This window comes from Mediterranea sp. An20, from assembly GCF_002160055.1.
GTDB classification, from domain to species: domain Bacteria; phylum Bacteroidota; class Bacteroidia; order Bacteroidales; family Bacteroidaceae; genus Bacteroides; species Bacteroides avicola.
Genome location: NZ_NFJV01000023.1, coordinates 38,175 through 63,806 on the forward strand (window position 1 = coordinate 38,175; position 25,632 = coordinate 63,806).

The following is a 25,632-nucleotide window of genomic DNA, read 5'->3' on the forward strand; positions in this document are numbered from 1 at the left end:
ACATGCGATGGTCCTTATACCTTAGAAGCCCGCTTCCAAGGTACAGGAAGCGGGCTCGATATATAGATGGAACAAAAGCCTTATACCTTTCTACCCGGATGAAGAGCAATCAAGGAAAATCCACCGTGCGTCTTTCCCTGACAGAGCGACAGGAAAGCGGTGTGACAGCCGTCCACGTTGCCAGGTCGTCCACTGTCACCGGATAAGGCATACCACCCAAGAGAGCCTCTGCCACGGCCCGCAACATAATGTAGTCCATGCCCTTGTGATGCCGGTCGGCATCCAGCGCTTCTGTGCCCCAGCGCTTCCAATACTCGTGTTCGTATCGTTCCACGTAAGGCGCATCGTCTTGCCAGGTTTCGGTTTGCCCGTCGCCTTCCACATAGATGCGGCGCGTATCGCCCTGCCAGATTCCCCGTGTGCCCTGCACTTCAAAGTCCAGGCTGCGCGGGCGCGGAAGCGTGGTATCGTGTATGAGCGACATCAGCACGCCCTTCTCCGACTCCAGTTGGGTCACTACCACATCGCCCATCGTCACCTGCACCTGCTCGTCGCCACCCAGCAGGCGGATGCGGTGCAGGAGTCCGGCGGAACGGGAGGCAAACGAGGTCAGCCTTCGCAGGCGGTCGCCCCGATTGATGCCTGCCCACAGACAGAGCGGTGCCAGTCCGTGCGTGGGGTAAATGTCGCCGTTCGCTTCGCGGTAGAAACGTGCTCTCCAGATGCTCTCCGTATTCGCCCGATTGCCCAAGCGCCCCTGGTCGTCCAGCAACAAATCGCGCAGGTCGTGTCGGTATCCGCCGCGCAGATAAACCAGGTCGCCCAGCACGCCTGCCTGCACCAGGGTATATACCGCCAGCACTTCGCGCAGGAAGAGCGTGTTTTCCAGCGGCAATACACAACGCCTGGTCTGCCTGGCCAGCTGCGAGAGCGGTTCATACTCCCCTTCGGCCAAGCCACCTTTGATTTCAAGCGCCACATGGCAACCGGCCTGCACCGCATGTAAGGCATGTTGCAGATGAAAAGTCCAGGGCGAAGCTACCACCACCAAGTCGGGGTGCTGCTCATCAAGCATACGCAAATAATCGTCCGGTCCCCGGTCGTAACGGGCCACCTCATCGGGCAAATCCTTTCCTTCCAGGCAGGGGTCGGCCACGGCCACCAGCCGGAAAGAAGGAATGCGGCACAAAAGGGTAAAAAGCTGGCGTCCACGGTATCCAAGGCCTATACAGGCAGTTCTTATCTGTTTCATAATCTCATCGTCTATTTAATGGGTTCGACTGTTTGTTCTGCCTCCTTCAACACTTGCTCTACCCCTGCCAGCACTTCATCGGCAACGGCATGCAACTCCGGGGTGAGGGTACCGGTACGGGCAGCCTCCAGCCTGCGCAACAGCGGCACTATACGGGTGGCTTTTATGAGGGTGAAGAGCGGTATCATCTTATGGGCCACTGCAGACGAGCCTGCTACATCGGCTGCTTCTATTGCCCGGCGCAGGCGGTCGGCATTGCCGCGGGTTTCCTCGACAAAACTACGGAGGATGGAACTGGCAGCTTCGGGATCGTCGGCCGAAAAGGCAGTAAGAGCAGAGAGGTCGATACCGGCAGACGGGGTGGAAGAAGGCGGTGGAGAGGGAGACACGAAAGCATTGTCGCCACCGATGCGCTGCAATTCGCCCAGCAGTTCCTGTACCGTGAACGGCTTGTGCAAGCAACCGGCAAAGCCGTGGGATTCGAAGTCGGCACGCTGCATATCGCTACGTGCGGTGACGGCCACCACGGGAATGGTACGTGCCAGAGAGATGTTGGATGCACGCAACAGACGCAACAACTCAAACCCGTTGAGGGCGGGCATCTGCACATCAGTAAGCAGTACATCGAAATCTTGCGTGCGCAGGGCTTCCAGCAACTCGTCTACCTGCTGGCAAGCTAAGGCCTCTATCCCTCCCTGACGGAGCATCGCCACGGTCAGAGTAAGCTGAATGCGGTCGTCGTCTATCAGCAGCAGGCGTTTAGGGGAAGACGGTGGAAAAGCGTGAGAAGGATGATCGTGTCTGGCTTGTGCGGCAGGGACAGAAAGACGGGCAGGTTCTTCTTTCTCCACGCTTACTTCTTCATTGACTAAAGCTTTGTCTAACGGCAGGTCTACGGTGAAGGTACTTCCTTGCCCCAACCGACTCTCGACCTTGATGCTGCCACCAAGCAGGTTCACCAGCATACGCACGATAGAAAGGCCGAGTCCGAAACCTTCCTGTCCCTGGGCACCGGGTAGCCGGGTAAACTCCTGGAATATCCGGTCGCGGTCAGCAGGGTCCATCCCGCATCCGGTATCGGCCACTGCCAGGATCAGGCGATGCTCCCGCCAGGAAGCACGGAGAGTGATGCTGCCGTGTTCGGTGAACTTCACGGCGTTGGACAGCAGGTTGCTCACAATCTGACGGATCCGCAAAGGGTCGCTGATGTAAGTGGCATGCAGTTCGGGGGAAATATCGCACCGCAGTTCCAACCCCTTGGCTGCCGTGAGTGGCTCGAAGCTCACGCGTATCTCCTCCAGCAGGCGGGCTGGATGGAAAGGCACACGGTTTATCTCTGCCTTGTGCAAGTCGAGGCGATGGAAGTCAAGCAGGTCGGTCACCAGCTTGAGCAAATGCTCCGACGAGGTCTTCATGTTATTGAGGTAGAACCTTTGGCGTTCATCCGTTGTCAGTCTGGACAGAAGGTCGGCATAGCCCATGATGGAGCCGAGCGGTGCCTTGAAATCGTGTGTGATGGCCAACATCATCTTTTCGCGCACAGCCAGCAGGTCTTCGGCCCGGCGGCGTGCCTCCTCCAGTTCTCTCCGATAGCGGTTGTTTCGCCCGATGTCTCTCCCGATAAGCAGGAGGAAAAGTGCCGCCAAGACTACAGCTCCCGTAGCAATGCCGCCTATGGTCTGTGCCGAGCGTGAGCGTACCTCTTGCCTGTGTTCGGCCTCAGCACGTGCCCGCAGCAGCAGGCCTTCTTCGTAATGCTTGAGCAGGGTGTCAATACGGGCAGAGAGGCGTGAATTGACAGCCTGGAGGCGTCGCCTGCGCCGACGAATAACGGTGTCGGCCCTGCGCTCCCGCTCCACCACCGCACGGAGTCGTGCCTGCAAGGTATCCACAGGGTTATAAGCTTCGAGCAACGTGTCTTCTACGTACTCTACCCTGGTCTTTACCTGTATGGCAGAGTCTTGCTTGGGAGGCACGAAGGCATCTCGCAGGCGGCGGAAGAATCCTTTCTTCTCGTGCTGCGTCACCAACGTGTCTTCATGCCTTACCACCCGACGTTGCACCCGCGGACGCACCAGCATGGTATCCTGACTGGTTATAATGCTCTCGATTTGCGACTTCGATATAAGACTGTCGTTCACCTCGGTCAACGTGCGCAGTATACGCACCGTGTTCTCGTCCTTCTGCTTCAGGAGCACCGAGAGACTGTCCATCCATTGCGTGTCCTGCCCCTCGGTATGCAAGAGGGTATCCACCTCCTTTTGCACAAAATCCAGAGAATAGAACAAGACAGCCAACAGTAGCGTGAAGCCGGCCACCACCTTGAGCCTGGATACCTTGTTTATTGTTCCCATACTTTGATTATTATATGTACTGAAAAAGAAAGAAAGTCTTTCTTAAACACAAGCGACCAACATCCCGTAAGGTTGCCCGACAGGCTACATCCGACAACCTCAGCAGGCATTATGCAGCATCGTTTTCCTCCGGAAACGCAGCCAGAAGAGCAGACCGGCCGTAGTCAGTCCAAAGGGAAAAGCCGCCCATATTCCTACTAACCCCCAGTCTGCCACAAAAGCGAAAAGGTAGCCCAAAGGCAGAGAGATGACAAAGTAAGCTATGAAAGCTATGAACATCATTGGCTTTACATCGGAAATACCGCGCAAAGCGTTGGCAAATGTTATCTGTAACCCGTCGCCGAACTGGTATAGCAAGAAGGGTACAAACAGGGCAGGCACAAGCATGGTTACCTCGGCATTATCCGTAAACCATCCGCCTACTTCTCTGCGGCAGGCAAACACTATGGCCGACAAGACTACCGCCATGGCCAGTATAAGGTGAAATCCGGCCTTGGCAGAACGGCGCACATTAAGCACGTCGCCCACCCCACGATAGTTACTGACTCGTACAGCCACCGCAGCCCCCATGCCGTAGTACATCATAAAGGTGAACTGCGATACGGTCAGCATAATCTGGTGAGAGGCAAGAGCTATGGTTCCCAGCCATCCTACCATAATGATGCTCAGGCTGAACGATGCTGTTTCCATGCCCATCTGCAAACCTACGGGCCACCCCAAAGCCTGAAGCCGACGGAACAAAACACCCGACCAGGGGCTGCGCAGCAATCCCACCCGATAGCGACGGAAACGCGGAGCACGCAGCACAATCCAGGCAAAGGCAACCACCATCAGGATGCGTGACAGGAGTGTGCTCAGCCCCGCCCCCAACAGACCCAGTTCCGGCAGCCCCAGCTTACCGTTGATAAGGACATAGTTGCCGGCTATGTTCAGCACATTACCCCCCAGCAGTATCCACATCGCCGTACGCGTATCTGTAATGCCGTCGGCAAACTGTTTGAAGGCATTGAACAGCATGACAAAGAGCAACGACACCAACAACACCAGGTAGTAGGGCTTGATGAGGGGAATGAGTTCTTCCGGCTGCCCTAAACGCTCCACGTTGCAGTAAAGCACCGTCATTACAGCCATCTCCAGCAGGGCCACCAGGGTATTGGCCACCAGACTGCAACGCAAGGCGCTACCTGCTTCTGCCAGTCGGCCTCCTCCATAGAGCGTACCCACCACAGGAGTCAGCCCATAGCTGAAACCCGTACTGAAGATGATACAAAGATTGAACATGTTGTTGACAAAAGAGGCGGCTCCCAGTTCCACCGTGCTATGGTGCCCTATCATCAAGGTATCGGCAAAGCCCAACACAATAACACCCAGTTGTCCCACCACGATGGGCAACCCCAACTTGAGCAATGCCCGATAATGATCACCGTAATTCTTCAGAAGTCTATTCATGAGAAACGCAACTCTTGTAATACAACACATTGGTATTGCAACGGCAGAAAGTCCGACGGGCACAATTCTGCAACTGCTCGGCAGAAACAGCCCGATAACGGTCTACCTCTTGGTCAATGTCTTCTGCCTTCCCCGTCAATTCAAACCAGGCCAGGTTGGTGGCCACGTTCAGATAATTGATGTTACCGAATATCTGGGTAGACTCGAATTTGTTCTTCACCTTCTCCAATTCCGTCTCATCCACAGGCATCTCCTTCAGCCGCCCCAGTTCCTCCCACACAGCCGTTTCTGCCTGCTCCAAGGTCACGCCTGCCGCCAGTCTCCCGCTGATGTGCAGCAAACCAGGTTCCCTCGACCCCGACACATAAGCATCGATAGCCGAAAACAGTTTCCTTTCCAGCAACAGAGCCTGGGTAAGACGACTGGAACGTCCGTTGCTCAATATGTCCGACAGCGCATCATAGATGTAAAAGTCGGCCTCATCGCGTCCACAGATATGGAAAGCCATATACAAAGCATCTACCGGCACTTCACGTTCCACTGTCAACCGGCGCTCCTCTGTCTGTATCGGTTCCTGAGGCAGGCAACGCAACGGTACTTTCCGGCACGGTATAGGTCCGAACCATTTTTCGGCCAGGCGCCGTGTCTCGTCCCAGGAGATATGTCCCGTCACAGCCAGCACCGCGTTGTTGGGTGCATAATGGCGATAGAAGAACTCCTCCACCTCGTCCAGCGTGGCTTGAGCTATGTGTGACAACTCCTTGCCAATGGTAGGCCAGCGGTAAGGATGCACCTGGTAGGCCAAAGGACGGATAAGATGCCCCACATCGCCATAGGGCAGGTTGAGGCAACGCTGCTTAAACTCCTCCATCACCACACCCCGCTGTACCTCCAGACTGCGGGGGCTGAACGCCAGCGCCAGCATACGGTCCGACTCCAGCCAGAAACCTGTCTCCGCATTGGCAGCAGGCACAGTGAGGTAATAGTTGGTTATGTCGTTGTTAGTCCAGGCATTGTTCTCACCGCCGGCATGCTGCAGGGGCGTGTCATAATCAGGGATATGCACCGATCCCCCGAACATGAGATGTTCAAACAGATGGGCAAAGCCGGTGTGGTCGGGATGCTCGTCGCGAGCACCCACATCGTAGACGATGTTCATAGCCACCATCTGCGTGCCGGTATCTTCGTGATGTACCAGCCGCAGACCGTTATCCAATATGTGACGGTTAATCTTCAAGGACAGTAACTTTGCTGATGACTACATTTTCCTCGGGCCGGTCGTTGCGGTCCGTCTTCACACGCTGAATCTTGTCTACGACATCCATTCCTTCCACCACTTCACCAAATACGGTGTATTCTCCGTCCAGGTGAGGGGCACCGCCCAGCGTGGTATAAGCCTGTTGCTGTTCGGGCGTAAACTGGAAACGGGTTTTTCCTGCCATTTCTTTCTCGGCTTCGGCAATCAGTTCATCCTGCAACTTCATCAGTCCGTCCTCGTCGCCCGCCCGGCGCATCTTATAGATGTCTTTGAGATGTTTCTGCGCCAGTGCGTTGAAGACACTCTGCAGGCGCATCTGGTTAATCTGTTCCTCCATGTTGGCCAGCGAACCATTATTATACACCTTGCCTGTCACAATATAGAACTGGCAGCCCGACGAAGCTTTCTCCGGATTGACATTGTCTCCCTGACGGGCGGCAGCCAAGGCACCGCGCTTGTGGAAATATTGGGGATAGACAAACTCGGCGGGAATGGTATAGCCCACATCGCCAGCTCCCAGCGACTTGCCCTTGGACGCGCTCTTGCTCTGAGGGTCTCCGGCCTGAATCATAAAATCCTTGATGACACGGTGGAAGAGCGTACCGTCGTACACTCCCTCCTTAGCCAGCTTGATAAAGTTGTCACGGTGTTTCGGCGTTTCGTTGTAGAGTTTCACCACAATATCGCCTGCAGTGGTTTCGATTTTCAATCGGGTTTCTTTTTCCATGTTTTCTCCTCGGTTAGCTCCCGGCTTGCAAGCACTTAGCCCACACGTCAGCAGCAGGGTTAATATGACAATGATATTTCGTCTCATTTTCTTTTTGTTTAATTTAAGTCTGCAAATATACGACTTTCAGCCAAAACCGCTTACCTTTGTATAGAAAAAGAACTAAAGAGATGGCAATGAAATCTATTTTAATCGTAGAAGACGACATCACCTACGCCATGATGCTGAAAACATGGCTGGGCAAACAAGGTTTCCAGATGGCTTCGGCCAGCAGCATAGCCCGCGCACAAAAGTACATCGAAACGGAAAGCGTGGACCTGATTCTGTCCGACCTCCGACTGCCCGACCGCGACGGTACCGACCTGCTGAAATGGTTAGGAGAGAAAAAGCTGCCTATCCCCCTCATCATCATGACCGGCTATGCCGACATACAGTCGGCGGTTCAGGCCATGAAGTTAGGTGCCTGCGACTACATTGCCAAACCGGTCAACCCCGACGAACTGCTCAAGAAAATCAACGAAGCCCTACAGACTGCCGCTACCCCGCAACCGGTAGCCACCCCCACCCGACCGGCCGCAGAATCCTCCGACTTCCTGGAAGGCGAAAGCGACACTGCCAGACAACTTTACAACTACGTGAAATTAGTGGCTCCCACCAATATGTCGGTGCTCATCAACGGCGCCAGCGGAACGGGCAAAGAATATGTGGCACACCGCATTCACCAGTTGAGCAAACGGGCCAGCCAGCCTTTTGTGGCCATTGACTGCGGCTCCATCCCCAAAGAACTGGCTGCATCCGAATTCTTCGGCCATGTGAAAGGTGCCTTCACCGGCGCACTGACCGACAAGACAGGGGCTTTTGTGGAAGCCAACGGTGGAACCATCTTCTTAGACGAGATAGGCAACCTGAGCTACGAGGTGCAGATACAACTGTTGCGTGCCTTGCAGGAACGGAAAATCCGACCCGTAGGCTCAAGCAAGGAAATACAGGTAGACGTCCGCTTAGTATCGGCCACCAACGAAAACCTGGAGCAAGCCATTGAGAAAGGCACCTTTCGGGAGGACCTCTATCACCGCATCAACGAATTTACCCTGCGCATGCCTCCGCTGAAGGACCGCAGAGAAGACATCCTGCTCTTCGCCAATTTCTTCCTGGACCAGGCCAACCGCGAAATGGACAAGCAACTGGTGGGCTTCGACGACAAGGCTTGCCGCCTACTGCTGGACTATCCCTGGCCCGGCAACTTGCGGCAGATGAAAAACGTCATCCGCCGCGCCACCCTGCTGGCTACCGGCAAATACATCACACCTCTCGAACTGAGCGACCTGCCTGAGACCAACACACCGGCTGCCACCCTGCCCCTGCGCAACGAAGAGACAGAAAAACAACACATCATCGAGGCACTCCGTCAAACTGGCAACAATAAGAGCCGAGCCGCCCAACTGTTGGGCATCGACCGAAAGACCTTATACAACAAACTGAAGCTATATGGCATCGAAGTGTAACCGCAAAGTGTGGAATAATTCCACGAACCCGCTCCACACTTTCCACAACTTTCCACACTCTGCCATTCAGTCATAATGGAAGAACTTGCACTTTTTATGCTGCAGCACAGAGCGCACACGGAGTTTATCCGGCCTCTTGGCAACAAAACAGAATACCTGAGCGCTAAGCAAGAAACATCTAAGCGCTAAGAAGCTGACTTCCAAGCGCTAAGAAGCAAGCTCCATATACCGAAGAAGTAATCGGCTGTCTGACAAAGATATACCTGAGCGAAGCCTGACAGCCTCCATGACAGCCCTGACACGGTGGGAAGTCAGCAGCCGGCATGACCGCCTAAATGTCCGAATCGCAAAAGAAATCCTGCCGGTTCTGTTCTTTTCTCAGACTTTGGCACAGTATTTGATAGAAGAATATTCAGTGAGTTGATAATTTAAGAACTAACTTTAAACCCATACCTCTTATCAAGCATACGAATTAGATAAGTTAACCCCAAAGTTAGTATTAGTAGCAGTCCTGTTTATGTTTGTTTGTGGTGGTTCCTTTCCGTTTCCGTTTAGTGGTGACACTGGGCGGGACGGGAAGGGACTAAAACCAAATCCGAACAGATGCCGACAGCTACCCAAGCAGCCGAAGAACAGTAAGCACACTAACACAAAAAAGCCGTTCCCTCCTTGTCTATTCTGGGGAACGGCTTTTTTGCATCCATGCAGATGCGAATGCATCTTTTTCAACTCCTCCCCATCGGGAAACCCCGACAGGGAAGAATTTTACCAGTGACGCTCCGGATAGAGGTCATTCCACCACTCCGGACTATCCTGCAGCCAGCGGGCAAACCAAGCCATGATGGAATTGTGCCACTGCACCCGCTTCTCGTAATCGCTGATGAAGTGGTTTTCGCCATCCACCGTGATGAATTCTACAGGCTTACCCAGAATTTTCAGGGCATTATACAACTGGATGCTCTCGCCGATGGGCACATTCGTGTCTACCGTACCATGCAGCAACAGCAACGGAGTCTTAATCTTGTCGGCATTGAACAAAGCACCGTGTTTGGTAAACAATTCCGGGTTGCTCCACGGATAACTGTCGGCAGCGGCTACGGCGTTGTAAGAATATCCCCAATAACCTTCGCCCCAGTAACTGGTGACATTGCTGATACCGGCATGCGAAGCGGCAGCGGCAAAGAGGTCGGTCTTGGTCTGGAGATACATAGTCATGAAGCCTCCGTAGGAAGCTCCCAGGCAACCGATACGCTTGGCATCGACAAACGGATGAGCCTCGCAGAACTTCTTCGTGCCTTCGATGATTTCGTCAGCAGTCCAATCGCCCCAAGCATTGACATGGCGGGCAGAGAACTCCTGCCCGTAGCCGATGGCACCGCTGGGATTAATCACATAGACCACATAATCGCGCGAAGCAAAAAGCTGCGGACTGTAGGGCGTCATCAGGCTGCGCGTAGTAGGCGTAGTGCCTCCGTAATAATAAACAATGAGCGGATATTTCTTCTGTGGGTCAAAGTCGGGCGGCAGACACATCATGCCTTCTATCAGCGTGCCGTCAGCCGACGTGAAATTCCACTCCTGCATTTCTCCCAGTTCAATCTCATCCAAAGCCTCCTTCATCGGGTCGGCCAGCAAGGTCGACTTACCTTTCTTGCGGTCATACAGATAAGCCACCCCCGCACTGGTGTTTCCGCCACCCACGTATGCCATGAGCGAAGCATTGTCGTCGGGCACAGAGAAACTACCGATAACATCCTGCTCCAAAACCAGCATTTCGAAAGCATCTTCCGAAGGCGTATAGCGGTAGATGTGCTGACAATCCTTATCGGTCGTATTGAAATAGATACAACCATCGGCACGGTTCCATGTACCGTTGATAATGGTCGGATTGAAGTTGCGGGTAATGGGCTTCACCTCCCGTGTGGCACGATCCATCAAGAAAGCCTGCACATCAAACGAGTTGGCAATGGGATGATTACCACAATTGCGCCCCACACCGCCCAAGGCATCGGGTCCTCCAAAGAGCAACAGCTGCTTGCCGTCGGGTGAATAAGAAGCACCGTTCAGGTAGGGTTCCCAGTCCACCAAAGTATCAGTCTTCAGTGTAGCCAGTTCTATCTCGAACAAGGCAGAGAGCGAATAAGGACACTTCGTGATATTGGGCTTATAAGACATGCAAAGCAACTTACTGCCGTCGGGCGAGATATCATTCAGGTAAACGCTGTGGCTACCATACGTCAGTCGCTCGGACACTCCGGTGGCAAGGTCGTACTTCATGATGTAATAACGGTTGCGCGCACCGGGAATACGGTCGTCCGGATGCAACATGCGTTTCAACGGTCCGTTCACTTTCTCGCCTTCGTCTGTCTGCACATAAATCAGGTAATCTCCGTTGGGCGACCAAGAGAATCCCCCTTCCGGGATATTGCGGTAAAGCGTTTCTTCGGTGCCGGTTTCCGGATCGTAGACGAGCAAGTCGTTGCGTTCGCGTCCCGTAACCGTATAATACAGCTTATGTCCTGTAGGCATCCACCTCATGCCCTCATTGACATTGGGCAGCAACACCCGCCCTGTTTTCACTTCAGTCAGTTCCGTATGCGAACGGCCACGGTTCAGGTCGTAGCTGTCGCTGTAACGCGTCAGCAAATATTTACCATCGGGAGACAGTGAGACAGAAGCCACACGGCAACCGAAATTGGTGTTAAACAGCGAAAGGCGTCGCTTCAGGTCGGGAGCCATGCGGCACGGCACGTCTGAGTAGGCGGCGTCTTTCTCCAGTTCGCATTTCAACACAGGCTGCGCCTTGTCATCAGAAGCGGACAGCAATTTGATGACAATGTCATAATCTGCTTCCGGCTCCAGGCGCAAATCGACAACGACCGGCTGCACCTGCGAGAGACTGTCTTCTGCCGTAGTCTTGCTACGCTTGGAATCTCCATTTACAAAGACTTCGAAGCGGGCAGGCGAAGAAATCTTCAACTTGCCTTTCATAAAGCGTTCGGCACGCAAACGAGTAGAAAACAGATACAGCAGATTGTCAGCAGCCGGTTTGTCCACGGTCACATAACCGGCCGTATCAGCAGTCACCCGCGTGGCTTGGTCAAAATCGAGAGGAATGCCGGTCTGCAGCAACTGGGCTGCGCCAAACTTTTCTCCTTTCTGGTTGATGCTGTCGCCTTGCAGGGGAGTACGCACCACCACCGCAGGGCGCATTTCATATTCCGTCACTTTCTCTTGTGAGCGGGCAGTCAGACCGGTTACCAGCAGCAAGCCTGACAAGAAAATCATTTTTTTCTTCATGGAAAAACAACTAATCAGTAAAGGTTATAAACTCAAATCCGTTCCACAAATTACCAGGAGGAAGAGGAGCCTCCACATCGACCTTTTTTTTCGAAACGGGATGGATGAAACTGATACGCCTGGCATGCAGACTGATGCTGCCGTCGGGATTGGAGCGTGGAAACCCATACTTCAAATCTCCCTTGATGGGACAGCCAATCTTGGCAAGCTGGCACCGGATTTGATGATGACGCCCCGTCTTCAGGTCGACTTCCAGCAAGTAATAGTTTTGCGAATGCCCAATAAGCCGGTAGTGCAACACAGCTTTCTTGCTATGAGGACGTTCTGTATCGTAAGCATAGCTTTTATTCTGTTTCTCGTTGCGCACCAGGTAATGCACAAGCTCATCCTCATCCCGAGGCGGTCGTTCCTTCACCACCGCCCAATAGGTTTTCTGCACCTCGCTTCCCCTGAACATTTCATTCAGACGCGATAGGGCTTTACTGGTCTTAGCAAATACAACAAGCCCGCTTACCGGTCGGTCCAGCCGGTGAGTGACACCAATGAATACATTGCCGGGCTTGGCATATTTTTCTTTCAGATACTGCTTGACAGTTTCTGAAAGGGGAATGTCGCCCGTCTTGTCTCCTTGGACGATTTCGGAAGCGGTCTTGTTGACAATGATAATGTGATTGTCTTCGTAAAGGACAGTCATCTTATAACTTATAAAATAAGGAAACAAAGAATGATGAATGAAGGACATAAAGCGGCCTACCAGCCTTGGGGCCTTCATCCTTCATCCATCATTCTTCACTGGAAAACAGTTACATATTCATGCCGCCATCTACCTGAATAACTTGTCCGGACACATACGAAGACATGTCAGAAGCCAGGAACGTAGCGATGTTGGCCACGTCTTCGGGTGTGCCGCCCCGGCGGAGAGGAATACGTTTGGCCCATTCAGCCTTAACCTCGTCAGACAAAGCATCGGTCATAGCCGTGATGATGAAGCCTGGAGCGATGGCGTTGGCACGGATGCCGCGTGAGCCCAGTTCCTGGGCGATGGACTTGGCCAAAGCAATCAGCCCGGCCTTGGAAGCGGCGTAGTTGGCCTGTCCGGCATTGCCGTGCACGCCTACCACTGAAGCCATGTTGATGATGCTGCCGCCACGCTGGCGCATCATGATGGGCGTGCAGGCATGGATGAAGTTGAAAGCCGATTTCAGGTTCACGTTCAGCACCATGTCCCACTGCTGTTCGCTCATGCGCATCATCAGTCCGTCGCGCGTAATGCCGGCGTTATTCACCAGGATGTCGATGTGGCCGAAGTCCTTGTGGATTTCCTCCACAACCTTGGCCGTATCTTCAAAATTGGCTGCGTTCGAGGCATAGCCTTTGGCCTGCACTCCGTAAGCAGCGATTTCTTTCTCCGTTTCCTTGGCATTGTCGTCAATCACCAAGTCCGTAAAAGCCACGTTGGCGCCTTCAGAAGCAAACTTCAACGCAATGGCTTTGCCGATGCCGCGGGCTGCGCCCGTGACGATGGCTACTTTTCCGTCTAATAATCCCATATTTTCTATATTTAAATATTAAGTAACTATCTTTTCTTTATAGGAGTGAAGGAGTTATCTTTCTGCAAAGCTCTCATCCCACATTCCTGCCCAAGGCTCCCAACACCAGGCGGCGCACAAACACGTCGCGCGTATTGTCATCCAGGTTCGAACCCACGTGGCCGCGGATATAAGGTGCCTCGATGCCCTTCACGCAGAAGTAGAGAATCTCCGCCGTCATGTCCAGGTCGTCTATCCGAAACAGGCCTTTCTCCCACCCTTCGCGAAGCACTTCCTTGAAAAGGAGCACCTGCTTCGTGTCGAACCGTTTGCGGACGGTCTCCACGCGCCACGTATCGCGGAAGAAATCGGCGCGGAGCGTGCCGTTGCGGTAAACCACTTCTTTCACGGCATCCAAGTGGGTGTAAATCATCTCCATCAGTTTCTCGTCCGGTGAAACGTTCTTCTCAATCACTCGCTCCATGGTGTCCGACAAGATGTCCAATTCTGATTCCACCACGGCCAGATAGATGTCTTCCTTGCTTTTGAAGTAGGTATAGAGCGTTCTCCGCCCTTTCTGCGAGGCTATGGCAATGTCGTTCATCGTGGTATTCTCCACTCCCATCTTGGCAAACAGCTGACGGGCCACATCCACCAGTTTTTCTCTTGTTTTCGATACGGGCATAAACTCCTTACTTGCAATTCTGCGTAATAATTTGAGCAAAAGTAAGACATTTAACGGAAACGAGCAAATCGTCTGCCCATATATTTATCAAAGGAGGCATATTCCAAACAATATTCCAAACAAGGAGCAAAGGATTCAGCCCGCAGGATGGCTTTCTGTTTTTTACGGTTTGCAATCGTGCGGGCTTTTTTATACCTTTGTCCCAAATTCACAATCTCTTCTTAAAAAAACATCATTGCAATGAAGATACAACAATGGATTACCGCCTGCTGGGCTACCCTGACACTGGGCTTGGCCGCCTGCAACGGGACAACTTCTCCCCAAGAGACTACACTCGTTCCCCGACCTGTATCCGTGGAAAAATCCGATGGAGCTTTCCGTTTCAATCGAAACACAATCCTGGCTATCGCCGACGAGACCCAACGACCGATGGCCGAAAACTTCGCCGCCTTGTTCACCCGCTCCGCCGGATTTACTCCCACTGTACAGACGGGGCAAGAAGGTGACATCGTGCTTATCCCCGACTCCACGATGAAAGCGGAGGCTTATGAACTGAAGGTTACGCTCCGGCAAATAACCATCAAGGCTGCTGACAACCGGGGCTATTTCTATGCCCTGCAAAGCCTGCGCCTGATGCTGCCCCCCGCTGTGGAAGAACAAGCCGAAACGGATGCCGTCTGGGCCGTGCCTGCTGTAACCCTCAAAGACGAACCACGCTTTGGCTACCGTGGCTATATGCTCGATGTGGCCCGCTACTTCCTGCCCAAGGAAGACGTGATACGCATGATAGACTGCATCGCCATGCTGAAAATCAACCGCCTGCACCTCCACCTAAGCGATGACAACGGCTGGAGACTGGAAATCAAGAAATACCCGCGGCTGACGGAAGTAGGCGCCTGGCGTGTGGACCGCCCCGGCAAGACCTTCCCCGAACGACGCAATCCCAAACCGGGAGAGCCAACACCCATCGGTGGATTCTACACGCAGGAAGACATGAAAGAAATCATCCGCTACGCCGCTGAAAGACAGATTGAAGTCATACCGGAAATAGACATCCCCGCCCACTCCAATGCCGCATTGGCTGCCTATCCCGAATATGCCTGCCCAGTGGTAAAAGACTTCATCGGCGTGTTGCCGGGATTGGGCGGAAACAATTCTGAAATCATTTTCTGCGCCGGTAATGACAAGACCTACACCTTCCTGCAAGACATATTGGATGAAGTGATGAGTCTTTTCCCCTCGCGTTATGTAAATTTAGGAGGAGACGAAGCCCGGAAAACCAACTGGAAGAAGTGCCCGCTCTGCCAGGCACGCATCCACCGCGAGCACTTGGCAGACGAAGAAGCCTTGCAAGGCTACTTCATGGGGCGCATGGCCGACTACGTCCGCAGCAAAGGTAAGCAAGTCATCGGCTGGGACGAACTGACCAACAGCAAACTGCCCGATGAATCCATCATCCTGGGCTGGCAAGGCTACGGACAAGCTGCCCTGAAAGCTGCCGCGCAAGGACACCGCTTCATCATGGCACCTGCCCGGGTACTTTACCTCATACGCTACCAGGGACCGCAATGGTTTGAACCGTTCACCTATTTCGGCAACAATACCCTGAAGAACGTTTATGACTACGAACCTGTGCAGCCCGATTGGAAACCGGAATACGAACCATTGCTGATGGGCGTGCAAGGTTGTATGTGGACGGAATTCTGCAACAAGCCCGAAGACGTATTCTACCTGACCTTCCCCCGTCTGGCCGCATTAGCCGAAACAGCCTGGTCACCCAAAGGACAAAAAGACTGGCCTTCGTTCCTGAAAGGATTAGACAATTACATCGCCCACTTGTCCGCCCAAGGTATCACCAGCGCCCGTTCGATGTTCAACATCCAGCACACCGTGACCCCCACGGCGGACGGCAAGCTGGAAGCGAAGCTGGAATGCGAACGTCCCGACATGGAAATCAGATATACAACGGACGGCAGTACGCCGACAGCACAATCACCTTTGTATGAGAAAAAGTTAGTGATTGACAAGGATATTACAATAAAAGCTGTTACCTTTGCCCATAATGAGCAGCAGGGCAAGCTACTGGTGCTTCCGATTACCTGGAATGAGGCCACTGCCCGCCCGCTGAACGGGATACCGCAAGCAGCCAACGTGTTGGTGAACGGCCTGCGGGGCAGCCTGAAACAGACGGATTTCGAATGGTACACCGGCGACCTGGGCAAAGACATCTCATTCACGGTTGACTTACAGGAAGAAAAAGACATCCGGGAATGTACCATCGGCTGCATCACCAACTACGGCATGGGTGTACACAAGCCCCGCACCGTCAAAGTGGAGTTGTCCATTGATAATCAGACATTCACTGAGGCAGGGATCCTGGCATTTACCGACGCCGACATCTTCAAGGAAGGCAACTTCATTGAAGACCTGGCCATAAAGACCGATGGAAGAAAGGCACGCTACGTGAAATTCACCCTGGAAACACCCGGCAATTGTCCGCCAGACCATGTACGCCCCGGCCAGCCATCGAAGATTTACATAGACGAAGTCATTATTAAATAATAAATAGAGAACCATGAAAAGAATGAACCGACTGATGGCAGCAGCTTGCCTGCTGGCAGCCGCCTCGTTGCAAGGATGCTCGCAACGGAGCGAAGAGTATTACGTGAAGCATCTGGAGTTTCCCGAAGGTGCCACAATGGAACAGAAAGTGGACATGGCAGCCCGGCTGGTGCCCACTCCCCAACAGCTGGAGTGGCAACAGATGGAGCTGACCGCCTTCCTGCACTTCGGCATCAACACCTTTACCGACCGCGAATGGGGCGATGGAACCGAAGACCCCGCCTTGTTCAACCCCACGGAACTGGATGCTGAACAGTGGGTACGCTCGCTCAAGGAAGCGGGATTCAAAATGGTCATCCTGACAGCCAAACACCACGATGGCTTCTGCCTGTGGCCCACCAAGACGACGAAACATAGTGTGGCATCGTCGAAATGGAAAGACGGCAAAGGAGATGTGGTGAAAGAATTGCGCGACGCATGTACCAAGTACGACATGCGATTCGGTGTCTACCTCTCGCCGTGGGACCGCAATGCTGAATGCTATGGCGACTCTCCGCGCTACAACCAGTTCTTCATTGACCAGCTGACCGAACTGCTCACCAATTATGGCGAAGTGCACGAAGTGTGGTTTGACGGTGCCAACGCCGAAGGCCCCAACGGCAGGAAACAAATCTACGATTGGGATGCCTTCTACAAGACCATCCAGAAACTGCAACCCAAAGCCGTAATGGCCATCATGGGCGACGACGTTCGCTGGGTGGGCAACGAACGTGGTTTGGGCCGTGAAACCGAATGGAGCGCTACCGTCCTGGCACCGGGCATCTATACCCGCTCGGACAGTGTGAACTCTGCTCTGGGCGTCGGCTCTACTTCTGCCGACTTGGGCAGCCGCGAAATTCTGGCCAAAGCCAACGAACTGTTCTGGTATCCTTCGGAGGTGGACGTATCTATCCGTCCGGGATGGTTCTACCATGCCGACCAGGACAATCAGGTGAAGAGTCTGAAGCACTTGACAGACATCTATTTTCAATCTGTAGGCTACAACTCTGTACTCCTGCTCAACATCCCGCCCGACCGTCGTGGTCTGATTCACGAAGCTGATGTGAAGCGCCTGAAAGAGTTTGCCGACTACCGCGACCGCACATTCGCCAACAACCTCGTGGCCGACGGACAAGTGCTCTGGAATGCAGCAGGAGGCGAAAGCCGCGAATATGCACTGAAAGAAGCCGCGCCCGTCAATGTGGTGCTGCTGCAGGAAGACATTGCCAAGGGACAACGCGTGGAAGAATTCGAAGTAGAAGCACTCGTCGACGGCGAATGGAAATCGGTGGGCAAAGGAACGACCATCGGTTACAAACGCCTGCTCCGCTTCCCGGAAGTAAACGCTTCCAGCTTACGCCTGACGTTGCGCTCTACCCGACTGAAAGCCAACATCTGCAACGTGGCTGCCTATTACGCTGCTCCGCTGGCTGAAACGCAGGACGAAGCGCAGTGGAACAATCTGCCACGCGACACGTGGAAGGTGACAGCCGAACAGCCTCTGACCATCGACCTGGGTAAACAGGTATCGCTGAAGGCATTCACCTATGCGCCGCTGAATGGCGAAGCCAAACCGACTATGGCCTATAAGTATAAGTTCTCAGTGAGCACCGACGGCCAGCAATGGACTGAAGTAAAGACATCCGGCGAGTTCAGCAATATCATGCACAACCCCGTGCCGCAGACCGTATCATTTGAAAGCAACGTCAAGGCACGCTTCATCAAGCTGGATGCCCAGACCACCGACGGACAAGCCGCCAAAGTCAGCGCAGACGAAATCGGCGTGACTACTCCCGCACCTGCTATCAAGAAATGATAAGTCACAGGACGGTCTGCCCGTGAACTGACAATCCGACAAAAGGGGGAGAACAGGATATTACCCATTCATACAGCAGTATATCACTGTTCTCCCCCTTGCTATAACCTCATCCAATCCCATCTTTATTATGAAACGATTATCTTCCCTCTTCCTGCTCCTGCTGTTGTGTGCCGCCGGCATCTTGCAGGCTCAGGTAAAATTCGACAAGAACAAATGTTATAACCTTATCCCGGTCTCGCACAACGGACAAGCCATCGGTTACCGCACGGGCAATGACCTCTCCGTACTGAAACCTGCCGATGCAGACGACCGGCTGCAACAATGGAGCATCAGTCTGCTGTCTGGCAGCTACCGCTTCATCAATCCCTTCGAGAACAAAGCACTCCACGCTCGCTCGGACAAGAAGCTGGGCATCACCGAAAACAACGGTTCCGACGAATCGCAACTGTGGACGCTGAAAAAGAAGGGAAAATACATGCAACTGATTCCTTCCAACGGCATGGAACTGTTGCTGGCCTGCGACAAAGACGGGCATCTGGCACTGCTCCCCCAAGACAAGGCTGGCAACGACGAGGCAACTCTATTCCTGATTCAAGAGAGCAAAATGCCTATGCCGGCCGGGGCTGAGCAGAACATGAGCGACCGCTCAAAGAACTATTGGGAAAACGAAACCATCTTTGCCGAAAACAAAGAGCCGGGCCATGCCACCTACATGCCCTACGCCTCGGAAAGCGAAATGCTGGCCGACAAGGAATACTATGCTACACCTTGGACCGATGTACATAGTTCACGATATTTCCTGCTGAACGGCGAATGGTCTTTCCACCTGGTATCTGAACCGTCGCAACGTCCGCTCGACTTCTACAAAGAAGACTACGACGTAAGCGGCTGGGACAAGATTCCCGTTCCCTCCAACTGGGAAATGCAAGGGTATGACCACCCCATCTACGCCAACGTGGAATATCCACACGATAACACGCCGCCCTACATCAACGCCCGCCCCAAATTCAATGACAACGGCAAAAACTATGGCATCAATCCCGTAGGCTCCTACGTCCGCTTCTTCGACTTGCCCGAAGGTTGGGAACGGCAGCGCACGTTTATCCATTTCGGCGGTATCTACAGCGCGGCCTTTGTCTACCTGAACGGACAGTACGTAGGCTACACACAAGGGTCGAACAACGTGGCAGAATTTGACCTGACACGCTACCTGCGCACCGGACGCAACCGCCTGGCCGTACAGGTGTTCCGCTGGAGCGACGGCTCTTATCTGGAATGCCAGGACATGTTCCGCATGAGCGGCATCTTCCGCGATGTCTATCTGTACAGCACGCCCAAGACAGCCATACGCGACCACTATATCACTTCCAGCCTGACTCCTGCTTCGAACTACAAAGAAGGCGAATTCTCCGTAGCCTTGAAACTGGACAACCGCGATGGGCTGAAAGGAAGCAAAAGCATTGCTCTTAAACTCTATGACCCCAACGGAAAAGCAGTATGCGAACTGAAGAAAGACATTGACTACGCGCCGGAACAGAAAGAAGTACAGGTAGAGCTTTCCTGCAACCTACGCAATCTGTTGCCCTGGACGGCTGAGACTCCCAACCTCTATACCCTGCATATCGTCCAAAGCGAGAACGGACGCGAAGAAATGGCATTCTCCACGCATTATGGATTCCGCGACATCCAGATACGCGACGCTGTGGTCTACATCAATGGACAACGCGTATTCTTTAAAGGCGTAAACCGACACGACACCCATCCCAAATACGGACGTGCCGTGACCACCGAATCGATGTTGCGCGATGTATTGCTCATGAAGCAAAACAACATCAACACCATCCGTACCTCACACTATCCCAATGACAGCAAGATGTATGCCATGTTCGACTATTTCGGTCTCTACACCATGGACGAAGCCGACTTGGAGGACCATGCCAACCAGAGCATCAGCGACATGCCCTCGTGGATTCCTGCTTTTGTCGACCGCATAGACCGCATGATATTGCGCGACCGCAACTACCCAAGTATCATCTTCTGGAGCTTAGGCAATGAAGCCGGCGGAGGAAGCAATTTCCAAGCCTGCTACGATGCAGCCAAAGCTTTAGACAGCCGACCGGTGCACTACGAAGGCACACGCGATGGCAAGGAATACGGCGGCAACCGCTTCAGTGATTTGTACAGCAAGATGTATCCTGGCATGAAATGGATGAATACCTATGTCAGCAGCTTCGACAAACCGATGTTCATCTGCGAATACGCACACGCCATGGGCAATGCTGTCGGCAACCTGAAGGAATATTGGGAAAGCATAGAAAACAGCACGTCTACCATCGGTGGAGCAATCTGGGACTGGGTAGACCAAGCCATCTACGACCCGCAGGAGATGAAGCAAGGCATCTATCGGCTGCACACGGGCTATGACTATCCGGGTCCCCACCAAGGCAATTTCTGTTCCAACGGCATCATACTGCCCACCCGTGAGGAATCACCCAAACTAAAGCAGGTAAAAGCTATCTATCAGTACATCAAATTCTCGCTCAAGGACATTGACACCGACAAGAATGAAGTACGCATTGTGGTGAAAAACACCTACGATTTCCTCCCGCTGGACGGGTATTACTTGCGCTGGCAAACGCTGAAAGACGGCTACCCGGTTGCGACCGACAGTCTGACATTGAACGGCGTGCAACCGGATGATTCCCTCACAGTAACGCTGCCTTTGCATGGCATAAACCTGAATAAGGCCCGGAAAGACGGCGAAGAAGTGCTGCTGACCCTCACGGTACATCAAAGTAAGGCAACTCGCTGGAGTGAGCCTGCCCACTGTGTCGCTTTGCAACAATATGAAATCACTGGACGAGGACCGCTGCCTGCACTGAAAGCAGGACGCAAACCCAAACTGAATGTGGCCGAAACCGAACAGCAGGTCATCGTACGCAACGAGAACATTGAAGCCGTTTTCGACAAAAACACCGGACGCATGACATCGCTGGTAATGCAAGGGAAAACTGTCATCGCTCAAGGACAAGGTTTCCTCTATGACAACCATCGCTACATTGAAAACGATAAATTCACGGATACCAGCAACGGACTGGAAGCAAACGGTACCTGCCAGGTAAGAAAAGAAGGCAACCTGGTTGTGGTGGCAACGACCCGCAAAGGAAGCCTGTGCGGCACACAAATTGATTATACTTTCGCCCCGGACGGCACCCTGGATGTGCAAGCCGCTTTCTCCCCACAAACCGACCAACTGCGGAGGGCAGGCTTGGTATGCGGGCTCGACACGACGCTGAATAAAGTGGAATATTATGCCCACGGTCCTTGGGACAACCATGTAGACCGTAAAGAGGGCTGTCCGGTAGGTCGCTACTCCACTGAGGTCGGCAAAATGGGCTGGCCATACGTCAAGCCCCAATCCACCGGCAACCGAGAAGGATTGCGCGAACTGACGCTGACCGACGGACAGGGACGTGGCATCCGCATAACGACAGAAGGAACCGTATCGTTCTCCGCACTACGCTATACGGACGAAGACCTGATGAATGCCCAGCACACGTGGGAACTTACCCCCCGTCCCTACATTGTATTACACCTTGATGCCATCCTGCGTGGCATTGGTAACGCCAGCTGCGGTCACGATGTAGACACGCTGCCCATCTATCGCGTAGGCAAAAAGGACTACAGTTATCGTTTACGCATCACGCCTGTGCAAAAGCTCTGAGATTCTTAATAGAAAAACATCCATCTATTTTTTCATAAAGTTGAAGTGAACGAAGTGCTTTCCCGTTTGTGGAAGGCACTTCGCTTTTTCTTGAAAGGAACAGGCCTCACACTGTGACAAGCAACAGAAAGCATTTCCATAAGACTATTAATCAAGCTATTACACAACATCTGAAAAATTAAGAAGAAAAAAAAGAAGAATTTATTTGTTTTTCCAAAATAAAGCAGTACCTTTGCACCCGAAAACAACAAATAACATCGCGGAGTGGAGCAGTTGGTAGCTCGTTGGGCTCATAACCCAAAGGTCGTAAGTTCGAGTCTTGCCTCCGCAACAAAATCTAAGGTAAGTTGCAAATAACCAGCAGCTTACCTTAATTCATTTAAGAAGGGTCGGACAAATTTCGGACACTTATTTGGGGCCAGCAGATATTCCGGGTTGGTAGCCTTGCTGTATCAGGCATATTGTGCTGCAAGCCTGAGCATAAAGAACCTGATATTTTAGGGGACATTGTGAAAGTATCTCTTCTCCCCCTTATTGATTCTGTTACTCCGGAGCATTCCTACTTATTGCGTTATACTTATTTCTGCTTTTTCCCAGTTTTTTTTCTAAAAAAAATTCCCTTCCTATTGTTTTATCCGAAAAAAGCCCTATCTTTGCACACGCATTTCCGGGCATGCCGTGGTCTACGGATAGACACCCACTTAATACAGGGCTGGTCCTTTTCCATAGTAGAAAGGAATGTCGGGAAATCCACGGACAGAAAGGGGAAATTCCCTGCTGGCTAAGTATTGTGTTTCCTTATTATTTTAACTTGTGATACGTTGAGGTGGAGTTAGGAAGTGAACTTGAGAGTCGCAGGCCATTTGTGCCAAATGACTTGATTCATTCACTTCCTAACTTTTTTTTGCTTAAGAAGGATCAGGGACAGTAAATTTGGTGGGTCAGTAGTATGCCCAGTGGCTCAAGCTGATAGAAGGTGCGAAAGGTATTCCAGGAGCAGATAGAGCTGTTTACGCCGTTCTTCGGCACCGACCGCCTGGATGATGCCCAGCGGTGGGACTTTGTGGAAGACTATTTCACGAGCGTGAACGTGGAGAAGCAGAAAAGAAATACGACAAAGCGGAAGACTGACAACGGCAAGGCTGCATGCGTAAGCGTAGATTGATCTGTTATACAACCATCGGGGCCTACACTTTCTGGTAAGCCTGTCGCTCGTCGCCGTTAAGCAGGTAAATGATGCCGCAATAGCGAAAACCATGCTTCAGGAGGATACGCTGCATGACGTCATTATCGCGGTACGTATCAGCCCGCAGGTTGGGCAGCTACGCATAGCGCCAGTCGAAGCTGGTTGCAGCCACGCCTTGTGCGTCTTCGCGACTGGCCAGGCGGTGGATGGTGGGCATAAGGGCGAGTTGTCCATTGTTTCAGACTGCCGCTGTGGCGTATGATGCATCGTCCGCTGTCATAGAGCTGCATGAGGACAGGCGGGTCGGCCAGGACGGCTTTCCTCACCTGTAGCTTGCCTCAGGCAGACGCTTGCAACAAAGGTGTGTTCGACTCCCAGACCGGGCTGTCGATGGTGATGTTGTGATGCCATTCATAAATGCTTACCATTAGAGGGGCCAAAGAGAAGGAAAATTGAGTGCAGTGGAAAGAATGAATTTGTTTATTTTTAGAGCCGACTTAATTTTTGCTCAGTCTGATTTTGAGGACTGTTTCCGAAACAGTTGTTCTATTACCGTAAAGAACGCAGCAGGCTACGTGAAGAATAAAGATAGGAGAAGAGGTCAGAAAGAGATTGTAAAGAGACTGAGTAAAATCTTAAAGAGGAATTTTTAAACAGACTCTTGACATTGTCAAAACGCATCCTATATTATCCACAGACAAGAAATGATTCATGCTACGAACTGGATGGCAGACAGAAAGCAAGATGATGCACTCGTACAATTAAAACTCAATGCTTTTCCCAGTCAGGCATTCTGCCATGTGTTTTGAAATCTCGCAGGCTATCTCTTCCCCAAGACCCTTCCGGCGGGTAAAACTGTTCAAATCGTGAAACAGGATCTCAAGTACCTTGCATATAGTTTCTGAAGAATAGGAGATAAAGTATCTTTCTCCTCTCTGTATCCTTACAGTTGCCGCATTGGGGATGTTTGACAGAAAGAAAAGTTTCAAAAAGTGAGACTGGTCGTTGTTTATCAAGAAATAGCTCAAACCGGGTACATGAAAAAACACATCCTTAACCCAACTTTGCACTTCTTCTATCTCATATAGTTCCCTGTTGTCATCCTCATATCCGTGTATGCTTATTTCGACACGTTCCCTGTAGTGGGATAAAAGAATTTTGTTAGAACTGATTCTCCTGATTAAATCTGCCAACGGGGTGTAATTCTTCTTCTGTATCTCCTCTTTCCCAGATACAATAAAAGCAAAATCACCGTCAGAGAGGATGGCATTTCCCGCCCAATACGCCTCAAAATGAGACACATAATCTATGTTCTTTGAGACATATTTCACCAGCTCCTCTTTTTGAGTGCCATTCACTTGCTGACGCTTGGGGATAGGCATTGACCAAGATGTATCATTTATTGAACTGATATATTCTACTTTGCAAGCCTCCCAATAGGCTATCTCATGATCTACATCGACAAGAACTACAAGTACAGGAATATCGTGATTCAAATAATAGTTCAGGTGTTTCCGTTCACCAGTAAAACACCAGAAGTCACGATCCATCTCCCTGAGATAACTGTTGCCGGATTTCAGCTGTACAGCTATGGATTTTCCGGTCACAAAGCCATCGGAAACCACATCAAAATACACGTCAATCCCCCAATCATTTTCCTGATGATTAGGTCTAACAATCCATCCCAACTCTCTTTCTACCACATCTGTCAATATATTCAAACCCAACCGTGCGGTTCGATTCGACTGGATATACTGAGGATAGTCCATATCACTGATTCTTATTTGTCTGGTTTATCTGGTTATTCACTTCAATCTCGGGCCGAAATTAAGCATAAAACAGCTGCACTGCAAAATCTGCACAACAATTATGATACATTTTTACCTTTTTTGTCTTCCCTGGTGTGAGTAACGTAGATTACCCTTGATAGCCTTTGCGCAAGTCTATTGGATTGCGGCTCATTACAAAGCGGTTGCTTTCACTCAGGTTGGACATGGCTTTTTTGAGCACAAAGGTCGGAACTTCCTGAAAATCCTAAAACACGGTGGATTTCGGATGGTTACTACTTATCAGGGCCCATTGGGGACTTGCGCCCGTTAGCTAATACTAATACTCATACTGAGTATACAAAAAATCCCCTCCCCGTTCATCACGGGGAAGGGACCTGTAAAGACGGCGGCTACCTACTCTCCCACTGTTACGCAGTACCATCGGCGCGGTCGGGCTTAACTTCTCTGTTCGGA

15 protein-coding genes, 1 tRNA gene and 2 pseudogenes are annotated in these 25,632 nt (G+C 52.1%); 6 read left to right on the forward strand and 12 right to left on the reverse strand.

The annotated features are described in order from the left end of the window. Window positions 1-109 precede the first annotated feature (109 nt). The 5 genes from B5F34_RS12635 to B5F34_RS12655 form a co-directional block, all read right to left on the reverse strand. Window positions 110-1,252: a Gfo/Idh/MocA family oxidoreductase gene (locus B5F34_RS12635; RefSeq protein ID WP_087339599.1), complete on the reverse strand. Its 1,143-nt coding sequence runs from the start codon at window positions 1,250-1,252 to the stop codon at window positions 110-112. An 11-nt stretch (window positions 1,253-1,263) separates the two neighbouring features. Beyond that, window positions 1,264-3,597 (reverse strand): ATP-binding protein, encoded by a 2,334-nt coding sequence (locus B5F34_RS12640; protein ID WP_087339639.1) that lies wholly within the window; start codon window positions 3,595-3,597, stop codon window positions 1,264-1,266. A gap of 108 nt (window positions 3,598-3,705) precedes the next feature. Then, the gene (locus B5F34_RS12645) at window positions 3,706-5,055 is read right to left on the reverse strand and encodes an MATE family efflux transporter (protein WP_087339601.1); all 1,350 of its coding nucleotides are present in this window, start codon (window positions 5,053-5,055) and stop codon (window positions 3,706-3,708) included. Next, complete coding sequence (locus B5F34_RS12650; RefSeq protein WP_087339604.1) at window positions 5,048-6,292, reverse strand: pitrilysin family protein; 1,245 nt, start codon at window positions 6,290-6,292, stop codon at window positions 5,048-5,050. The genes B5F34_RS12645 and B5F34_RS12650 overlap by 8 nt, the downstream gene beginning before the upstream one ends. Then, window positions 6,282-7,127, reverse strand: a complete 846-nt coding sequence (locus tag B5F34_RS12655) for a peptidylprolyl isomerase (protein WP_087339607.1) — start codon at window positions 7,125-7,127, stop codon at window positions 6,282-6,284. The genes B5F34_RS12650 and B5F34_RS12655 overlap by 11 nt, the downstream gene beginning before the upstream one ends. Window positions 7,128-7,216: 89 nt before the next feature. Here B5F34_RS12655 and B5F34_RS12660 point away from each other — a divergent pair, with 89 nt between their 5' ends. After that, on the forward strand, window positions 7,217-8,545 hold the full coding sequence (locus B5F34_RS12660) for a sigma-54 dependent transcriptional regulator (RefSeq protein WP_087339642.1): 1,329 nt from the start codon (window positions 7,217-7,219) through the stop codon (window positions 8,543-8,545). Between the two features lie 765 nt (window positions 8,546-9,310). Here the strand turns inward: B5F34_RS12660 and B5F34_RS12665 are convergent. From B5F34_RS12665 to B5F34_RS12680, 4 genes are all read right to left on the reverse strand, one after another. After that, window positions 9,311-11,845 (reverse strand): S9 family peptidase, encoded by a 2,535-nt coding sequence (locus B5F34_RS12665; protein WP_087339608.1) that lies wholly within the window; start codon window positions 11,843-11,845, stop codon window positions 9,311-9,313. Between the two features lie 10 nt (window positions 11,846-11,855). Continuing rightward, window positions 11,856-12,539, reverse strand: coding sequence for an RNA pseudouridine synthase (locus B5F34_RS12670; protein ID WP_087339645.1), 684 nt, complete (start codon window positions 12,537-12,539; stop codon window positions 11,856-11,858). 109 nt (window positions 12,540-12,648) lie between these two features. Next, window positions 12,649-13,395, reverse strand: a complete 747-nt coding sequence (gene fabG / locus B5F34_RS12675; RefSeq protein WP_087339610.1) for a 3-oxoacyl-[acyl-carrier-protein] reductase — start codon at window positions 13,393-13,395, stop codon at window positions 12,649-12,651. A 73-nt stretch (window positions 13,396-13,468) separates the two neighbouring features. Next, window positions 13,469-14,059 carry a TetR/AcrR family transcriptional regulator gene (locus B5F34_RS12680; protein ID WP_087339613.1) on the reverse strand — a complete coding sequence of 197 codons (591 nt, stop codon included), beginning with the start codon at window positions 14,057-14,059 and terminating at the stop codon, window positions 13,469-13,471. A 240-nt stretch (window positions 14,060-14,299) separates the two neighbouring features. On the opposite strand from B5F34_RS12680, the gene B5F34_RS12685 reads away from it, so the two are divergent. The 5 genes and pseudogenes from B5F34_RS12685 to B5F34_RS12705 form a co-directional block, all read left to right on the forward strand. Beyond that, window positions 14,300-16,621: a family 20 glycosylhydrolase gene (locus tag B5F34_RS12685; RefSeq protein WP_087339615.1), complete on the forward strand. Its 2,322-nt coding sequence runs from the start codon at window positions 14,300-14,302 to the stop codon at window positions 16,619-16,621. Between the two features lie 22 nt (window positions 16,622-16,643). Further along, complete coding sequence (locus tag B5F34_RS12690) at window positions 16,644-18,476, forward strand: alpha-L-fucosidase (RefSeq protein WP_087339618.1); 1,833 nt, start codon at window positions 16,644-16,646, stop codon at window positions 18,474-18,476. 130 nt (window positions 18,477-18,606) lie between these two features. Then, a complete protein-coding gene (locus tag B5F34_RS12695) occupies window positions 18,607-22,203 on the forward strand; it encodes a glycoside hydrolase family 2 TIM barrel-domain containing protein (protein WP_087339621.1) in 3,597 nt (1,198 codons plus the stop codon). Between the two features lie 258 nt (window positions 22,204-22,461). Further along, window positions 22,462-22,534: transfer RNA gene (locus B5F34_RS12700), tRNA-Met, on the forward strand. A gap of 651 nt (window positions 22,535-23,185) precedes the next feature. Next, window positions 23,186-23,368, forward strand: a pseudogene (locus tag B5F34_RS12705) (hypothetical protein); the annotation flags it as partial. Window positions 23,369-23,390: 22 nt separating this feature from the next. Here B5F34_RS12705 and B5F34_RS17910 read toward each other — a convergent pair. The 3 genes and pseudogenes from B5F34_RS17910 to B5F34_RS12720 form a co-directional block, all read right to left on the reverse strand. Beyond that, window positions 23,391-23,522: pseudogene (locus tag B5F34_RS17910) on the reverse strand (GNAT family N-acetyltransferase); the annotation flags it as partial. Further along, the gene (locus B5F34_RS17915; protein ID WP_239448950.1) at window positions 23,506-23,715 is read right to left on the reverse strand and encodes a hypothetical protein; all 210 of its coding nucleotides are present in this window, start codon (window positions 23,713-23,715) and stop codon (window positions 23,506-23,508) included. The pseudogene B5F34_RS17910 and the gene B5F34_RS17915, both read right to left, overlap by 17 nt. A gap of 435 nt (window positions 23,716-24,150) precedes the next feature. Continuing rightward, on the reverse strand, window positions 24,151-25,158 hold the full coding sequence (locus B5F34_RS12720) for a DUF4365 and DUF1817 domain-containing protein (protein ID WP_087339628.1): 1,008 nt from the start codon (window positions 25,156-25,158) through the stop codon (window positions 24,151-24,153). Window positions 25,159-25,632 lie beyond the last annotated feature (474 nt).

What these genes read in the sequence shown, in the direction of transcription:
- B5F34_RS12635 (WP_087339599.1), bottom strand. Translation starts at nt 1,252, where the DNA reads ATGAAACAGATAAGAACTGCCTGTATAGGCCTTGGATACCGTGGACGC.
- B5F34_RS12645 (WP_087339601.1), bottom strand. Translation starts at nt 5,055, where the DNA reads ATGAATAGACTTCTGAAGAATTACGGTGATCATTATCGGGCATTGCTC.
- B5F34_RS12655 (WP_087339607.1), bottom strand. Translation starts at nt 7,127, where the DNA reads ATGAGACGAAATATCATTGTCATATTAACCCTGCTGCTGACGTGTGGG.
- B5F34_RS12660 (WP_087339642.1), top strand. Translation starts at nt 7,217, where the DNA reads ATGAAATCTATTTTAATCGTAGAAGACGACATCACCTACGCCATGATG.
- B5F34_RS12665 (WP_087339608.1), bottom strand. Translation starts at nt 11,845, where the DNA reads ATGAAGAAAAAAATGATTTTCTTGTCAGGCTTGCTGCTGGTAACCGGT.
- B5F34_RS12670 (WP_087339645.1), bottom strand. Translation starts at nt 12,539, where the DNA reads ATGACTGTCCTTTACGAAGACAATCACATTATCATTGTCAACAAGACC.
- fabG (WP_087339610.1), bottom strand. Translation starts at nt 13,395, where the DNA reads ATGGGATTATTAGACGGAAAAGTAGCCATCGTCACGGGCGCAGCCCGC.
- B5F34_RS12680 (WP_087339613.1), bottom strand. Translation starts at nt 14,059, where the DNA reads ATGCCCGTATCGAAAACAAGAGAAAAACTGGTGGATGTGGCCCGTCAG.
- B5F34_RS12685 (WP_087339615.1), top strand. Translation starts at nt 14,300, where the DNA reads ATGAAGATACAACAATGGATTACCGCCTGCTGGGCTACCCTGACACTG.
- B5F34_RS12690 (WP_087339618.1), top strand. Translation starts at nt 16,644, where the DNA reads ATGAACCGACTGATGGCAGCAGCTTGCCTGCTGGCAGCCGCCTCGTTG.
- B5F34_RS12695 (WP_087339621.1), top strand. Translation starts at nt 18,607, where the DNA reads ATGAAACGATTATCTTCCCTCTTCCTGCTCCTGCTGTTGTGTGCCGCC.
- B5F34_RS12720 (WP_087339628.1), bottom strand. Translation starts at nt 25,158, where the DNA reads ATGGACTATCCTCAGTATATCCAGTCGAATCGAACCGCACGGTTGGGT.